Origin of the sequence: Stakelama saccharophila, from assembly GCF_032229225.1 — a bacterium.
Taxonomy (GTDB): Bacteria; Pseudomonadota; Alphaproteobacteria; order Sphingomonadales; family Sphingomonadaceae; genus Sphingomonas; species Sphingomonas saccharophila.
The window spans coordinates 3,118,129-3,132,083 of record NZ_CP135076.1; the positions used below are offsets into that span (position 1 = coordinate 3,118,129).

Here is a 13,955-nt window from a genome sequence, read left to right on the forward strand (position 1 = left end):
CGCCTCAGAAAGAAATCTGGCTGCGTACGCCGATCGAATTTCCGGAATCGGGGCCCTTTTGCGCGCTGACCTGATTGTCGGTGTGCCAGCGCACATAGTTCACCATCAGCCTGGCCCAATTGTTCAGGTACCAGTTGACGCCCAGCGTCCAGCTATGGCCGATGCCGCCCCTGCGTTCGTCGCTGAAATCGTAATTGTCGTAGCGGCCGGCGAGTTCGAACGCGCCGGTCCCGCCGGAGGTGACCGGATCGATCACCTTGGTCGATCCCCAGATGCCCGACCGCGTCGAAAAGGACGGGTCCTCGCCCGTGATCATCCAGCCGCCATAGAGCGAATAGGCTTTCTGATGCGCGCTGGGGTCGTCGTTGGCGCGGATGAAGCGGTCGGTATATTCGCCGAAGGCGTAGAGATTGTGGAACACGCCACCTGCCTCCAGGCCGTAGGCATGATCGCGGATCGTGCCGTCGATCGAGCTCGCCGAGACGTGCAGATTCGTGTTGAAATGCTGGGCGATGTCCGGAAACTCGTTGATGCTGTCCGCGTCCGAGCCGAGATATTCGGTCCAGCCCCAGGCGCCGAGATGGACGAAGCCGGTATTTGTCTTGATCGGGTTCCAGTGGCCGCGCGCGAAGAAGGCGTAGCTGTCGGACTCGTCACCCTCGTTGGTCACCCCGTCGCCGCTGGCGGACACCGATATGTGCCAGTTCGGCCCGATCATCTTCGCCAGCACGCCGGTGTTGAAGAAACCGAGGTCGGGCGCACCGACCGTGGCCACGGCATTTCGCTCCATGAACGGAATGCGCCGCTTGGTCGTCGATCCCTCGATACTGCGGTCTTCCAGGCGCTGGCCGACATAGAATTCCGTCGTGTTGCCGAACAGCTTCGCGTCGTATGAAAGATAGGCCTCTTTCAGATGCACGTCGTTATGGTCGAAGCCCACATCGACCTTGTACCCGATCTTGCCGACCGAGCCTTCCATGCCCAGCCGCACGTCGCGAATTTCGGTGCCGGTGATGTTGCGATCGGCGAAATCCGATCCCCAGGTGTGGGAGAAGTCGAACAGGAAATCCCCGCGGGGGCGAAAGGTGAAGAAGCCGTCCTTCGATTCGAACGCGGGGCCGCCAGTGCGCCAGCGCACGTCCACGCCGCGCTCGCTGTTCGCCGCCAACTGCGCGAGCTGCGCCTGCATCGCGGCGGTCTCGCTGGACTGGCTGTCGGCAACGGCGTTTTGTACCTGAGCATCGATGGCCGCCTGTTGCTGCTGCTTGGCGGAAAGCGCCGTCGGCGGTGTCGCCTGAGCGGTGCCGGTCGGTGCCGCTGCCGCGCTGGCCGCACTCGCCTGTTGCTCGGCCTCCAGCTTTTCCAGTCGCGCCTTCAGGTCGGCGATCTGCGACTGCTGCTGCTTGACCAGGTCGATCAGCTTTTCGACATCGGCCCGCTCCTGCGCCGATGCCGGATTGGCGGCGATCAGCGCGACGGCGCTGACGGCCAGCGCGTATTTGTGTACCCCCGACATTATTCGTCCTCCTCGATCGGTCCCGCATTGTCATCCCGGCCTTTCGGCGCGGGTGCCCCCATCAGACCGTTATGTTTCGCCCAGGCAGTGAACAGCCGCGGCCATGCCGATGGCAGCGTCCCCGGCGCGCCGAGGCCGAAGCCGTGTCCGCCGCTCTGGAAAAGATGCATCTCCGCCGGCACGCCCGCCTTCTGCAGGGCGTCGAACATGATCATGGAATGATGCGGGTCCGCGATCGGATCGTCCTCGGCCTGGGCGAGGAAGGTCGGCGGCGTGTTCTTGGTGACGTGCAGCTCAGGCGAATAGGGCTTGAGCGTCGCCGGATCGGTGCTGTCGCCGACCAGCTCTTCCTTGGTTCGCGACGTGTCGTACGGCGCGGTCAGCGTGATGACCGGGAACAGCAGCGCGGAGAAGTCGGGGCGCGAGGACAGGGTGTCCGCGTCGTCAACCGGCTGGTACCACTCCTTGTCGTAGGTTGTCTCCGTCATCGCGGCCAGGTGACCGCCGGCGGAAAAGCCCATGACCCCGATCTCGTCAGGGTCAATGCCCAGCTCTTCGGCGCGCGAGCGAACCAGGCGCACGGCCCGCTGCGCATCCTGTATCGGCGCATCGGCCGACCAGCCATCGTCCGGCAGACGGTAATAGAGCACGATGGGCGTCACGCCGATCGCCTTCAGCCAGCGTGCCGCGGGCATCGCCTCATGCGAGATCTGGATACGGAAATATCCGCCGCCGCCCATGATTATGACCGCCGTGCCGTCCGGGTTGGTCGGGCGATATACCTTCATGCGCGGCACCGAGACGTTAGACACCGCGCCGAGTGCCGCGCCCTCGCGCCCGATATGTTCGGGACCGCTCGGCTTGCCCTTGCCGGGCGCCTCGCCGGGCCAAAGTTTGATGACGGTCGCGCCGTCGTCGGAATTCGCCTGCGCCTGCACGTACGGTGCCGTGGCGAGCGCAGCGGCCGCCGCTATGGCGCCCAGAACCGTTCTTCGCATCAACATGGTCAAGCCTCCTGCTCGCTGAGTTCGGTCGCGGTCTTGCCGTCGAGCGCGGCGGTGAGCCGCTCGTGGTCGAGCTGCCCCTCCCATTTGGCGACGACGATGGTGGCGACGGCATTGCCGGTGAAATTGGTCAGGCTGCGGCATTCGGACATGAACCGATCGATGCCCAGGATCAGCGCCATGCCGGCGACGGGGACCGAAGGCACGATCGACAGCGTGGCGGCAAGCGTGATGAACCCCGCGCCGGTGACGCCGGCGGCGCCCTTGGACGACAGCATCGCGACCGCCAGCAGGGCGATCTGTTCGCCCAGCGACAGGTCGACACCGGTGGCCTGGGCGATGAACAGGGCGGCGAGCGTCATGTAGATGTTGGTGCCGTCGAGATTGAAGCTGTAGCCGGTGGGGATGACCAGGCCGACCACCGCCTTGGCGCAGCCGGCATCCTCCATCTTCTCGATCAGCGCCGGGAGCGCCGCTTCCGACGACGAGGTGCCGAGCACGAGCAGCAGTTCGGCACGCAGATAGCGGATCAGCTTCAGGATCGAAAAACCCGCGAGCCGTGCCACCGTGCCGAGCACCACGGTCACGAAGAGGATCGCGGTCAGATAGAACAGGCCGACCAACTCGGCGAGATTGGCGAGGCTTTCGACGCCGTAATTGCCGACGGTGAAGGCGATCGCGCCGAACGCGCCGATCGGCGCGAGGCGCATCAGCAGGCCGACAATGCGGAACACCACCGCGCCGATGCGGTCGAGCATGGCGAGGACGGGTTTGCCCGGCTCGCCGATCAGCACCAGCGCGACGCCCGACAGGATCGACACCAGCAGCACCTGCAGAATGTTGTCGCCGACGAGCGGCGACAGGAGCGAGGTCGGGATGATGTTCATCAGGAAGCCCGTCAGCGTCACTTCGTGCGCCTTGCTGGCGTAGCTGCTGACCTGACCGGCATCGAGCGTGGCGGGATCGATGTTGAGGCTGGCGCCGGGCTGCACCGTGTTGGCGACGATCAGGCCGATGATGAGCGCGAGGGTGGAGAAGAACAGGAAATAGACGAACGCCTTCAACGCGACGCGCCCGACCTCGCCCAGGTTGCGGATGCCGGCGATGCCGGTGACCAGCGTGAGGAAGATCACCGGCGCGATGATCATCTTTACCAGCTTGATGAAGGCATCGCCCAGCGGCTTCAGCGACGCGCCCACATCCGGCCAGAAATGCCCGATCACCGCACCGCACGCGATCGCCACCAACACCTGTACGTAAAGGTGGCGCCACCAGGGGGGCGTCTCGCGCCCGGCGTCGTCTGCCTGAACCAGCATCATCTCTCCTGCACCTGATCGTCACGCCACTCTGGCGGTGGATGCAGCAATGATAGCCGGACCAGTTCCCGGAAAATACGAAATCCGACTATTTCATAACCGATTGATATCAAGTCCGTTTCATCATTTTCTATTTCAAAAAGTGCGGACTATCGGACTTTACAGGTCGACGCAGTGCGATTTTCCGCACAGAGTGCCAATCAAGCGATGACTTCTGCACACCGCCCCGCCGTCGACCGATCGACCGTCCTGATCGCGCTGATCGTGGCGGCGCTGTGCGGTGCCGCGATATGGGCGTCCGGCCGGATCGCGACCGAGCGCGCGATCGGGCGGATCGAGCGCAGCGCCAATGCCTCCGCGACCCTGCACGGCGCCCTCCTGCGCAGCGAGCTGCAGAAATACCGCCTCGTCCCGCTTGCCCTCGCCGGCGACCCCGAGGCGGCATCGGTTCTCGGCACCCCCGCCCCCGCGACCATCCGCAATTTCGACAAGCGGCTCGAACGGCTGAACGACGCCATCCACGCATCCGCCATCTATCTGATCGCTGAAGACGGTACGACGATCGCCGCGAGCAACTGGAACGAGGCCGACAGCTTCGTCGGCTCGAACTACAGCTTCCGCGACTATTTCCGCCGCGCGCTCGCGACGGGCGGGCACGAACAGTTCGCGCTGGGCACGGTCAGCCAACATCCGGGCCTCTACATCGCGCGGCGGATCCGCGCGGGAGGCCGATCCGGCGTCATCGTGCTGAAGGTCGAATTCGACGCGCTGGAGCAGGAATGGCGCCATTCGGGCGAACCCGCCTTCGTTGCCGAGGGGCGCGGAATCGTGCTCGTCACCAGCGAACCGACGTGGCGCTTCCGCTCGCTGGAGCCGTTGCCACGGGCCGAGCGGCGGTCGATCCGGCGCAATCTCGATTTCGGGTCGGCATCGCTGACGCCGCTCCCGATCCGCCGGGACCGTATCGCCGATCACCAGATCATTCGAATCGCCGACGACGATGCACCGTCCCCCCATTATGTCGAGGCGACCAAACCGACGGCAAAGCCCGGCTGGACCCTGCACGTCCTGACCCCGATCGACGAGGCGATCAGCGGCGCGGCGACGACGGCGCGGCTCGCGACCGCGATGGTATGCGTTGTCATCGTCGGCCTTGCCCTGTTCGTGTCGCGGCGGCGGCGGGCGATCCGGCAGCGCGCGGCGGATGCCCAAGCGGCGCAGATCGCGCTGGAGCACAAGGTGGATGAACGCACGCGCGACGTGCGGCTGGCCAATGAACAGCTGAAGAGCGAAATGAACGACCGGCTGGCGAGCGAGATGCAGCTTCAGGAGACGCGCGACCAGCTTTTCCAGGCCAACAAGCTGGCATCGCTCGGCCAGATCACGGCCGGCGTCGCGCACGAAATAGCACAGCCCGTCGCCGCCATTCGCAGCTATGCCGACAATGGCCGCGCCTTCCTGTCGCGCGGCCGGGACGAAGACGCCTCGGTGAATTTCGAATCGATCGTTTCCATGACCGACCGAATCGGGTCGATCACCAGCGAGCTTCGCAACTTTTCCCGCAAGGCGCGGGGAACTGCGGCGACGATCTCGCTCGATGACGCGGTGATGGGCGCGCTGCTCCTGCTGCGCGACCGGATCGCTCGCCAGGGCGTTGACGTCGATTACACGCCCGGCGAACCGCTGCTGGTGGTGGCCGAGCGGGTGCGGCTGGAACAGGTATTGATGAACCTGCTCGGCAACGCGCTCGACGCCTTGCGCGACACCCCTTCGCCGATGATCCGCATCACCGCCGGCACCAGGGCCGACCACATCGCCCTCGTCATCGCCAACAACGGCCCGCCGCTTGCCGACGAGGTGGCGGCCAACCTGTTCAAGCCGTTCACGTCGAGCAAGGAGGACGGCCTCGGCTTGGGCCTCGTCATTTCCCGCGACATCGTGCGCGAGCTTGGCGGCGACCTGACCTTGGCCGCCAGCGACACGAGCGTCGCCTTCGCGTTGAAGCTGAAACCGGCATGAGCGCGGACCGGGTCGCCTGTCGCCGCGTCGCCTTCGTCGATGACGACGCGGATCTGCGCCGTGCCAATGTGCAGAGCATCGAGCTGGCGGGCTACGAGCCCGTCGCCTGCGCCTCGGCAGCCGAGGCACTGGCGCAGGTGGACGCCGATTTCGCCGGCGTCGTCGTCAGCGACCTGCGCATGCCGGGCATGGACGGTCTGCAACTGTTCGCCGAACTGCGCGAGCGCGATGTCGAGCTTCCGGTCCTGCTGATCACCGGCCACGGCGATGTGCCGACCGCGGTGAAGGCGATCCAGGACGGCGCCTACGATTTCCTGACCAAGCCCTATTCCGCAGAGACCCTACTCCGCTCGGTCGAGCGCGCCCTGGAGCAGCGCTCGCTCGCCCTCGACAACCGGCGGCTGCGGCGCGAGGCCGAGGGGGCGACCGCCGGTTCGGCGCTGATCGGGTCGTCGCCGCAGACGGAGCGGCTGCGCAGGACGATCGATCAGGTCGGCCCCGTCGATATCGACATCCTGATCGAAGGCGAGACCGGCACCGGCAAGTCGCTCGTCGCTGCGCTGCTGCACCGTGCCAGTGCGCGCGGCGGCCGCCCGATGGTGACGCTGGACGCCGGCGCGCTGCCGGAAGCCATGGCCGAAGGCGAGTTGTTCGGCCATGTCGCCGGTGCCTTTCCTGGCGCGCACCATTCGCGAACCGGCCGCATCATGTCCGCCGAGCAAGGCACGTTGTTTCTCGACAATATCGATGCGCTGCCGCCCGCAATTCAGCCGAAGCTGGTGCAGGCATTGGAAGAACGCGTGGTCGTGCCGCTCGGCACGAACGAGGCGCATCCCGTCGATGTCCGGATAATTGCCGCCAGCAGCGCCGATCTCGGTGAGCGCGTGCGCGAAGGCCGCTTTATCGACGCCCTGTTTTATCGACTAAACGCGATCACGCTCCAATTGCCGCCGCTGCGCGAGCGACGCGAGGACATCGCCTTGCTTTTCGAACATTTTCTTGCCGAGGCGGCGAGACGGCACCGCCGCGCCAAGCCCGCCATCGGCGCGTCCGACTGGGCTCGCTTCCACGATCATTCTTGGCCGGGCAATGCGCGGGAGTTGAGCAACTGGGCCGAACGCTCGGTGCTGGGCATCGGCCGCGCGGAGGCGTCGGAGGCGCAGCGCCTTCCCCTACCCGAAAGAGTGGCGCACTTTGAAGCGGCGCAACTCCGCGAGGCGCTGATACGGGCCGAGGGAAATGCCGCCGCGGCAATTGCAGCGCTGCAGCTGCCCAGAAAGACGTTTTATGACAAGTTGAAGCGATATGGGATCAGCACACGCGAATGGCGCAAAGCGGGATCCCAATAGACGCGACGCAGTTTCCCGTTGGGCACCGCCGGCCATAGGACAAGGCATGGAGATCGGGTGTGGTGTCGGGTCGTTCGACCGGAGATCCCGACCTGCTCCTCCGTATGGAGTTGTATTGGCGATCGATTCGAGTTGGCGGGTGTCTCATCCTGTGCACCGGCGAGATTTAATCCATTCGCAACCGGCTCGTACGACGATGTTCTTTATGTCGAACCGTCACTTCAGCGCGCGAGGGCGCAACAGGTCTGGCCGTCACTACCGCCAGCGCGGCGGTCGCGACGATTTCCTGACGACCGCGCTTACGCTGTGCGCATTCGTCGCCCTGATCACATGGACGATCGCGCCGAATATCATTTCCGCGTGGACGGTCGGCACGAACTCACCCGAGGCCGTCGCCGATATCGAAGGCTCGGTCTATTATCCGGATTGCGCCGCTGCGCGTGCCGCCGGTGCTGCCCCGATGCATCGCGGCTCGCCCGGATACCGGGACCATCTCGATGGCGACAACGACGGCACGGCCTGCGAGCCCTATCACCGATGGTAGATGCTCAGTCGGCAGGCGGGTTCGCATTCACCGCGATTGATGGGGCTACCTGCTCGGTGCGCGGTTTGGCGAGGGCCCGCACCGCCATCGCCGAATAGCGTACGCTCATCTCGTAATGCGCCGCGCCCGCGGGCGTATGATCGCCGAAAATCGCGGTGATCGCTTCCTGCTCGGCACGCCGCAGAAGATAGGGCAGATCGTCATCGATTGTGGCCACGGCCGGTCTCCTTGCGTCCCGGCCCCGAGATAGCGGCGCAACATTGCCGGAAGATGTCTGGCGCGGGGAACAAGCGCCGGACCGATGCAGAGGATCGACGATCGGAAGCGACGGCCGTCCTCAGGCGGCGGCGCTGCGCTCCAGCTCGGCGATCCGTTCGCGGCAGATCGTCTCGACCACCTGTCCCAGCGCCTCGACCCGCGAGCCGAGCCAGGCAAGCTCCTCCTCGCTGATCCGGTAATGCTTGGAGTAACGCGCCTTCACATAGGCTTCCTTCAGCTTCTCGAAGCGAGAGCGATCCGCCTTGATCGCGCGCGGCCAGACCTCGATCAGCCGGGGATCGATGCGTTCGGCCTGGGTACGCAGGAAACCGAGATTGTGAACGTGCGGCGTGTAGAAGCAGGCGACGAGTAGTACGCAGTGGAAAAAGCTCTCAGCGGCTTGATGAAATTCAAATGCGGCGTGCTTTGGTAGTTCCTGTTCAATTGCGTAGCGGGCCAGCTTGATGCGCCCTTTCGCAGCCGGCAACCACTCCTCGAAATATTCCCGCGCCATGGCGAGCGCCTGATCGGGCGTCTTGGGCTGCGGCTCGGGCAGATCGGTATCGGCGCTCTGGTAGAGCGCGATGCCGTCGGCGGCGATGTCGATGAAGAAATAACGCCCCTCGGACAGGCCTGCACTCACCTCCGCCAGCGTATGGACGATGAAGTTGACCGGGGTCTTCAGCGTCTTCGTGATCGCCAGCTCGCGGTTCAAGCGGTCCTCGGCGCTCGCCCAGAACTCGACGCGGTCGGTCAGCTTCCGGTGATTGACGATCACCAGCAGGTCGAAGTCGGACTGGTAGCCTTTGGCGGTGTGCGGTTCGTCGACCCAGCCGCCGCGCGCATAGCTGCCGTAGAGAATCACCTTCAGGATGCGCGCCTGCTTCTTCCAGTCCGACGTCGCGATCGCGGTCGCGTCGCCGAACTCCTCGAAGAGGATCTGGACGACACGTTCCAGCTCGCGCTGTTTGGCCGGGGGCAGATGATCGAGGCTGGTCTTCACGAGAGCGATCCTAACGCGACGATGGCGATAAGCACAGCCTCGCGGGGCGAACCCCGCGAGGCGAAATTTTCAAAACCACCGCCGCCACCAAGGCAGCGGCGTGCCGTCCATATGCCGGCTGATGGCGTAGAGCGCCCAGGCCATGCGGCGTTGGACCTGCGCCGCGCTCAAGCCGGTACGCCGGGCGATTTCGGCATAGGACATCGCGTCCAGCCGGTGGGCGAGAAATATCTCGCGGTCGATCCGGCGCAGCGAGCGCAGCGCCGCGTCCAGTCTCGCGACGGCTTGCGGATCGGGCTCACCCTCGATCCGCTCCGGTAGCGGCGCGACCGAGCGCGCGAGAGCATCCGACGCGCGGCTCATGATCCCGCCTCCGGGTCGGGCACAAAGGCGAGCAGGTAATCCGCCGCCTTGCTAGCGGCACTCGCCGCGCGAACTATCGCCTTCTCGTTTTCGCGCAGCACGGCAAGCCACGCCCCGATATAATCGGCGTGCCGGACGGTGGGCTGTATCGAAAGCGACGCGCACGTGAACGCGCTCGCCATCTCCGCGATCAATTCCTCGCGCGCATAGGCTTCGCAAGCGAAGGCGGCCGACTGGTCTCGGCCCAGCCGCGTCGGGTGTCCCGTCCAATGGCCAAGCTCGTGCAGCGCGGTCCGATACCAATTGATCTGTTCGCCATAGGCCTGACGCGGCGGCACCTGCACGAAATCCCGGTCGGGCGCGTAAAAGGCCTCGGGACCACCGATCCGGAAATCCGCCCCGCTCGCATCGATCAGCGCCTGCACCTCCGGCAGCATCTCTACGGGTTCGGGAACCGCATCGGGCGCGGTCAGCGTGTCGGGCAGGCCCTCGCACTGGTCGATATTGAAGACGGTGAAGCGCTTGAGGAACGCCACCTGCCGCGCGTCGCGGTCCTCGTCGCGAGCCTTCTCTTCCTCACCCCTCGGCGTGAAGCGGTCGGCGTAGCAAACGGTCGTGCCGCGCTCGCCCTTGCAGACATTGCCACCGGCCGCTTGTGCCTGCCGGTAGTCAGCCACGCTTGCGACCCATAGCCGCCCTCGATCACCGCCGCCCACAGGATCAAGACATTGATCCCGGAATAGCGCCTGCCGGTCACCGCGTTGCGCGGCATCCCGCACCCGCATGCGGATTTGTCCCAGGTGCAGATCCAGGGCACCCGCCCCGCCTCCAGCTCGGCGATCACCCGCGCGGTTACCTCGCTATAGAGGCTCGACCGCTTGCCATTCGTCCTGTCCGTCATCTCCCTTACTCCTCCTCACCAGCGCACCGGCGCCGGAATGGCGGGGTGGGCGGCAAGAGCGGACTGACGGTCCCGTGAAAGCGGCGGGCCGCACCCGTAGGGGCGTAATGGAATGGAGCACCGGCGCAGCCGGTTGCGGCACGGTGCTGCGGGACCACAGGGGAGCGACGCCCACACCGCCATCCCGCGCGCCCGACGCGCGCACGCCAGCGCGGGAGCACCGCCTCCGCGCTGTCCGCAGGTCGGGCAAGGCCCGACTCGACACGTCAGCGGGCGTCACCCGAATGGGCTAAGACGCTTCAGCGGCTTGGTGGCGCCAAGCACCATAGGACGCGGTCGCGCTCGCCGCGAGACGCCCTGGCCCCTCCTGGACGTTGGCAAGCGATGGCGAGCGTCACGTAGCGACGCGCAGCGCCCCATTTGTTGTTGGAGCGTGTTTGTTCGCTAGATCCGACGCGGCCCTATTGCCATCCGTGCGTCATGTCTCGACGCTGCTTGTGGGAGAGCTTCGCAATCCATGAAATGCGAGATGACATCATGACGACGACACAGATCACCAACCGCATCATCAGACTGGGTACCGTGCTCGACCGAACCGGCCTCAGCCGCTCGACCGTCTACCGCAAAATCCACGAGGGTACGTTTCCCAGACAGCTCAAGATCGGCACCCGCTGCGCGGGCTGGCGCGAGCACGAGGTCGAGGACTGGCTCAGGAATCCGATGTGCTACAGCGTCGACGAACAGACAGGCTGAGACGACCGCAACTTCACGGCCTCACCAGCGAATAGCTGGTGCTGCGCCCGCCGGCGGCGTCCTTTTGCAGGATTGAGCGCGCGACGAGATCGTTGATATCGCGCAGCGCGGTGTCCGTAGAGCATTTCGCGATCTTTGCCCATTTCGAGCTGGTGAGCTTGCCCTCGAATCCGTCGAGCAAACGTTCGATGATCTTTTGCTGACGCTCGTTCAGACCCTCGCGGCCATGGGCTTCCCAGAACCGCGCCTTGGCGAGAACGGCGGCAAGAACGCCATCGGCACCGTCGATCGCCCCTGCCAGGCAACCGATAAACCATTGCACCCAGGGCGTGATGTCGAGGTCGCCCTTCTGCGTGCGCTCCAGCATGTCGTAATAGGCCTTGCGCTCGGCGCGGATATGCGCGGACATGCTGTAGAAACGCTGCGGGGTCTTCTCTGCGCGCGCCAGCGTCAGATCGGCGATGGCGCGCGCGATGCGCCCGTTGCCGTCGTCGAACGGGTGGATCGTGACGAACCATAAATGGGCGATAGCCGCCTTGAGGACGGGATCGATATCGGGACCGTTTTCGAACCAGTCGAGAAAGCGGGCCATCTCGTCGTCGACGCGGTCTGCGGACGGCGCCTGGTAGTGAACACGCTCGCGACCGACCGGCCCGGACACGACCTGCATCGGCCCTGTCTCATCAGTGCGCCAGGCGCCGACGGCGATCTTGACCATGCCGCTGCGTCCGGTCGGAAACAGCGCCGCATGCCATGCATGAAGTCGTTCGGCATCGAGCGGCGCGGTATAATTCTGGGTGGCGTCGAGCATCATTTCGACGACACCCTCGACATCGCGGTCCGCGGGAATCAGCCCGCCGATATCCATGCCGAGACGCCGCGCGATCGACGAGCGGACCTGATCCTTGTCGAGCTGTTCGCCCTCGATCTCGCTTGATTTGATCACATCCTCGGTAAGGGTCCTGAGCACGGCCTCCTCGCGCAGCGGGAAGCCGAGCGCTTCCATTCGACCGATGAGCCTGCCCTGTCGGTGACGCACGTCCGCCAATGGGCGAACGAGCGCGTCACCCTGCCAGCGAAAGCCCGGCCAATCAGCGATGTCGTATATATAGGCCATATTCACCGCATAATTTGCGGCGATTATAGGCCATATTCGCCGCACGGTCCAGACGTATTCGCCGCAGCCTGTGCGGAGATTGTTTCGCTATTCGCCGCACGCGTGGCGGAAACGATAGCATTGGGCCGCCGGAAAAGACCGTTTGCTCGATCGCTTGCTGCCTTTCGCTCGCCTTAAACCAGACAGATGATGATGAACACCGTCGCTAAATCAGTGCGCTCGCCATGAGCAAGGACACCCGCTCCAGGCAAATCATTATCATGACGGCTACCTTCCCATTCGTGCGCCGAACCGAGCTCACCGGATCGATTGCGCACCGGCGGGTCCGTGCTATGGCTTTGATACAGCCTCCCTTTCCTCGGAGTTATCCTGAATGCGCTTGCCATTTGCCGCTTTGCTTCTCACCGCCATTTCCACGCCCGCGCTCGCGCAAGTCCATTATTACGGTGATCTCGCCATCGCGCCGGCCGGGGACCGGATCGCGACCGTCGAAGCGATGGATAGTGCCGCGAAGGTAGTGATCCGCTCGGTCGCCGACGGACACATTCTGGGCACGGTCGATCCGTGCGATGATTGCCGGTATTCGGACCTGACGTTCGGCCCGGACGGAACCATCGCCTTTCTCGCGCGCGGGGACGAGGGCGTGATGTTGGAGACCGCGAAGGGCAATCGGGTGCGCACCGTCGCGACCATCGACGGCATCGCATCGACCCCGCGCTTTTCACCCGATGGCAAGCGGATCGCATTGATGGTGACGCTGGGCGCGCAGAAGGAGGCTGGTGCGCGCCAGGCGGGGGTGCGCCAGGTCGGCGAGATCGGCGAACATTTCGACGAGCGCAGGCTTGCGATTTTCGATGTCGGCGCATCGGTAGCGCCGGACGCCATCAAGCCGCTGTCGCCGGCGAACCGCTATATCTACGAATATGACTGGGCGCCCGATGGTCGCAGTCTCGTCGTCACCAGCGCGATCGGCAATGGCGACGAAAACTGGTGGGTGGCGACGCTCGATGCGGTGGATGCGACCACCGGCAAGGTTCGTCAGATCACGAAGCCGACCACCCAGCTCGACATGCCGCGCGTCTCGCCCGACGGGAAGACGGTTGCCTATATCGGTGGTCTGATGAGCGATTTCGGCTCGGTGGGCGGCGACATCTATACCGTGCCCTTTTCCGGCGGCACGCCGAAAAACCTGACCCAAGGCTCGGACACGACCAACGTCTCGCTCGACTGGGGCAGGGGCGGAATGCGTACGACCGCGCTCAAGAGCGATACGCTCCAGATCGGCGCAATCGATGCCACCGGCAAGGCCATGGCGCCTTATTGGGGGCGTCCCGCGAGCTTTTCGGCGGGCGACGGCAAGGCCGTGTTCAGCCGCGACGGCCGCACGGTGGCGACGGTCGTGCAGGATTTCACGCACGCGCCGGCGATCTATGCCGGGCCGGTGACCGCACCGAAGCAGATCACCCATGACAATGACGACGTTCGCCCGATTGTCGAGGCGCGCAGCATCAAAATGGACCAATGAGGGATATAACCTTCAAGGCTGGCTGATCGCGCCTCTGGGTGCCGATCCGAACGAAAAAGCGCCGATGATAACCAACGTTCACGGCGGTCCGGCAGCGGCGCACATGCCGCGCTTCCTGTCCGGCGAGACGATCAGCAAGGTGCTGGACGCGGGCTATTACCTGTTCTTTCCCAATCCGCGCGGCAGCTATGGACAGGGCGAGGCGTTCGTGCGCGCCAACCGCAGCGATTTCGGCGGCGGCGACCTGCGCGATATCCTTGCAGGAATCGACGCGGTCGAAAAACAGG

Annotated in this window: 12 protein-coding genes and 2 pseudogenes; 6 read left to right on the forward strand and 8 right to left on the reverse strand. The window is 64.9% G+C overall.

What is annotated here, in order from left to right:
• Nucleotides 1-4 precede the first annotated feature (4 nt).
• Genes RPR59_RS14540 through RPR59_RS14550 form a run of 3 tightly spaced genes read right to left on the reverse strand, consistent with a single transcriptional unit; the run spans nucleotide 5 to nucleotide 3,836 of the window.
• Nucleotides 5-1,516 (reverse strand): OprO/OprP family phosphate-selective porin, encoded by a 1,512-nt coding sequence (locus RPR59_RS14540; protein ID WP_313915271.1) that lies wholly within the window; start codon nucleotides 1,514-1,516, stop codon nucleotides 5-7.
• Nucleotides 1,516-2,520: an alpha/beta hydrolase gene (locus RPR59_RS14545; RefSeq protein WP_313915273.1), complete on the reverse strand. Its 1,005-nt coding sequence runs from the start codon at nucleotides 2,518-2,520 to the stop codon at nucleotides 1,516-1,518. Before RPR59_RS14545 ends, RPR59_RS14540 begins: the two co-directional genes overlap by 1 nt.
• Nucleotides 2,521-2,522: 2 nt before the next feature.
• Nucleotides 2,523-3,836 (reverse strand): dicarboxylate/amino acid:cation symporter, encoded by a 1,314-nt coding sequence (locus tag RPR59_RS14550; RefSeq protein ID WP_313915275.1) that lies wholly within the window; start codon nucleotides 3,834-3,836, stop codon nucleotides 2,523-2,525.
• A gap of 207 nt (nucleotides 3,837-4,043) precedes the next feature.
• On the opposite strand from RPR59_RS14550, the gene RPR59_RS14555 reads away from it, so the two are divergent.
• The 3 genes from RPR59_RS14555 (at nucleotide 4,044) to RPR59_RS14565 (ending at nucleotide 7,748) form a co-directional block, all read left to right on the forward strand.
• On the forward strand, nucleotides 4,044-5,855 hold the full coding sequence (locus RPR59_RS14555) for a sensor histidine kinase (protein WP_313915277.1): 1,812 nt from the start codon (nucleotides 4,044-4,046) through the stop codon (nucleotides 5,853-5,855).
• Nucleotides 5,852-7,204: a sigma-54-dependent transcriptional regulator gene (locus RPR59_RS14560; RefSeq protein ID WP_313915280.1), complete on the forward strand. Its 1,353-nt coding sequence runs from the start codon at nucleotides 5,852-5,854 to the stop codon at nucleotides 7,202-7,204. Before RPR59_RS14555 ends, RPR59_RS14560 begins: the two co-directional genes overlap by 4 nt.
• A 115-nt stretch (nucleotides 7,205-7,319) precedes the next feature.
• Entirely contained in the window at nucleotides 7,320-7,748 is a 429-nt protein-coding gene (locus tag RPR59_RS14565; protein ID WP_313915282.1) for an excalibur calcium-binding domain-containing protein, read from the forward strand.
• Nucleotides 7,749-7,752: 4 nt separating this feature from the next.
• Here RPR59_RS14565 and RPR59_RS14570 read toward each other — a convergent pair whose 3' ends face one another.
• The 4 genes and pseudogenes from RPR59_RS14570 to RPR59_RS14585 all read right to left on the reverse strand — a co-directional run bounded on the left by RPR59_RS14570 (nucleotide 7,753) and on the right by RPR59_RS14585 (nucleotide 10,273).
• Nucleotides 7,753-7,965 carry a hypothetical protein gene (locus tag RPR59_RS14570; protein ID WP_313915284.1) on the reverse strand — a complete coding sequence of 71 codons (213 nt, stop codon included), beginning with the start codon at nucleotides 7,963-7,965 and terminating at the stop codon, nucleotides 7,753-7,755.
• Between the two features lie 120 nt (nucleotides 7,966-8,085).
• Nucleotides 8,086-9,009, reverse strand: a complete 924-nt coding sequence (locus tag RPR59_RS14575) for a HEPN domain-containing protein (RefSeq protein ID WP_313915286.1) — start codon at nucleotides 9,007-9,009, stop codon at nucleotides 8,086-8,088.
• Nucleotides 9,010-9,078: 69 nt separating this feature from the next.
• On the reverse strand, nucleotides 9,079-9,372 hold the full coding sequence (locus RPR59_RS14580; protein WP_313915288.1) for a sigma factor-like helix-turn-helix DNA-binding protein: 294 nt from the start codon (nucleotides 9,370-9,372) through the stop codon (nucleotides 9,079-9,081).
• Nucleotides 9,369-10,273: pseudogene (locus RPR59_RS14585) on the reverse strand (ArdC family protein). Before RPR59_RS14585 ends, RPR59_RS14580 begins: the two are co-directional and overlap by 4 nt.
• A gap of 537 nt (nucleotides 10,274-10,810) precedes the next feature.
• Here RPR59_RS14585 and RPR59_RS14590 point away from each other — a divergent pair.
• The gene (locus RPR59_RS14590; RefSeq protein WP_313915290.1) at nucleotides 10,811-11,026 is read left to right on the forward strand and encodes a helix-turn-helix transcriptional regulator; all 216 of its coding nucleotides are present in this window, start codon (nucleotides 10,811-10,813) and stop codon (nucleotides 11,024-11,026) included.
• Between the two features lie 13 nt (nucleotides 11,027-11,039).
• On the opposite strand, the gene RPR59_RS14595 is transcribed toward RPR59_RS14590, so the two are convergent.
• Nucleotides 11,040-12,143: a Fic family protein gene (locus RPR59_RS14595; RefSeq protein ID WP_313915292.1), complete on the reverse strand. Its 1,104-nt coding sequence runs from the start codon at nucleotides 12,141-12,143 to the stop codon at nucleotides 11,040-11,042.
• A 373-nt stretch (nucleotides 12,144-12,516) separates the two neighbouring features.
• Here RPR59_RS14595 and RPR59_RS14600 point away from each other — a divergent pair, with 373 nt between their 5' ends.
• Together RPR59_RS14600 and RPR59_RS14605 are read left to right on the forward strand one after the other, a co-directional pair.
• Nucleotides 12,517-13,668 (forward strand): TolB family protein, encoded by a 1,152-nt coding sequence (locus RPR59_RS14600; RefSeq protein WP_313915293.1) that lies wholly within the window; start codon nucleotides 12,517-12,519, stop codon nucleotides 13,666-13,668.
• A gap of 103 nt (nucleotides 13,669-13,771) precedes the next feature.
• Nucleotides 13,772-13,918, forward strand: a pseudogene (locus RPR59_RS14605) (hypothetical protein); the annotation flags it as partial.
• Nucleotides 13,919-13,955 lie beyond the last annotated feature (37 nt).

What these genes read in the sequence shown, in the direction of transcription:
- RPR59_RS14550 (WP_313915275.1), bottom strand. Translation starts at nt 3,836, where the DNA reads ATGCTGGTTCAGGCAGACGACGCCGGGCGCGAGACGCCCCCCTGGTGG.
- RPR59_RS14555 (WP_313915277.1), top strand. Translation starts at nt 4,044, where the DNA reads ATGACTTCTGCACACCGCCCCGCCGTCGACCGATCGACCGTCCTGATC.
- RPR59_RS14560 (WP_313915280.1), top strand. Translation starts at nt 5,852, where the DNA reads ATGAGCGCGGACCGGGTCGCCTGTCGCCGCGTCGCCTTCGTCGATGAC.
- RPR59_RS14595 (WP_313915292.1), bottom strand. Translation starts at nt 12,143, where the DNA reads ATGGCCTATATATACGACATCGCTGATTGGCCGGGCTTTCGCTGGCAG.
- RPR59_RS14600 (WP_313915293.1), top strand. Translation starts at nt 12,517, where the DNA reads ATGCGCTTGCCATTTGCCGCTTTGCTTCTCACCGCCATTTCCACGCCC.
- RPR59_RS14545 (WP_313915273.1), bottom strand. Translation starts at nt 2,520, where the DNA reads ATGTTGATGCGAAGAACGGTTCTGGGCGCCATAGCGGCGGCCGCTGCG.
- RPR59_RS14590 (WP_313915290.1), top strand. Translation starts at nt 10,811, where the DNA reads ATGACGACGACACAGATCACCAACCGCATCATCAGACTGGGTACCGTG.
- RPR59_RS14540 (WP_313915271.1), bottom strand. Translation starts at nt 1,516, where the DNA reads ATGTCGGGGGTACACAAATACGCGCTGGCCGTCAGCGCCGTCGCGCTG.
- RPR59_RS14580 (WP_313915288.1), bottom strand. Translation starts at nt 9,372, where the DNA reads ATGAGCCGCGCGTCGGATGCTCTCGCGCGCTCGGTCGCGCCGCTACCG.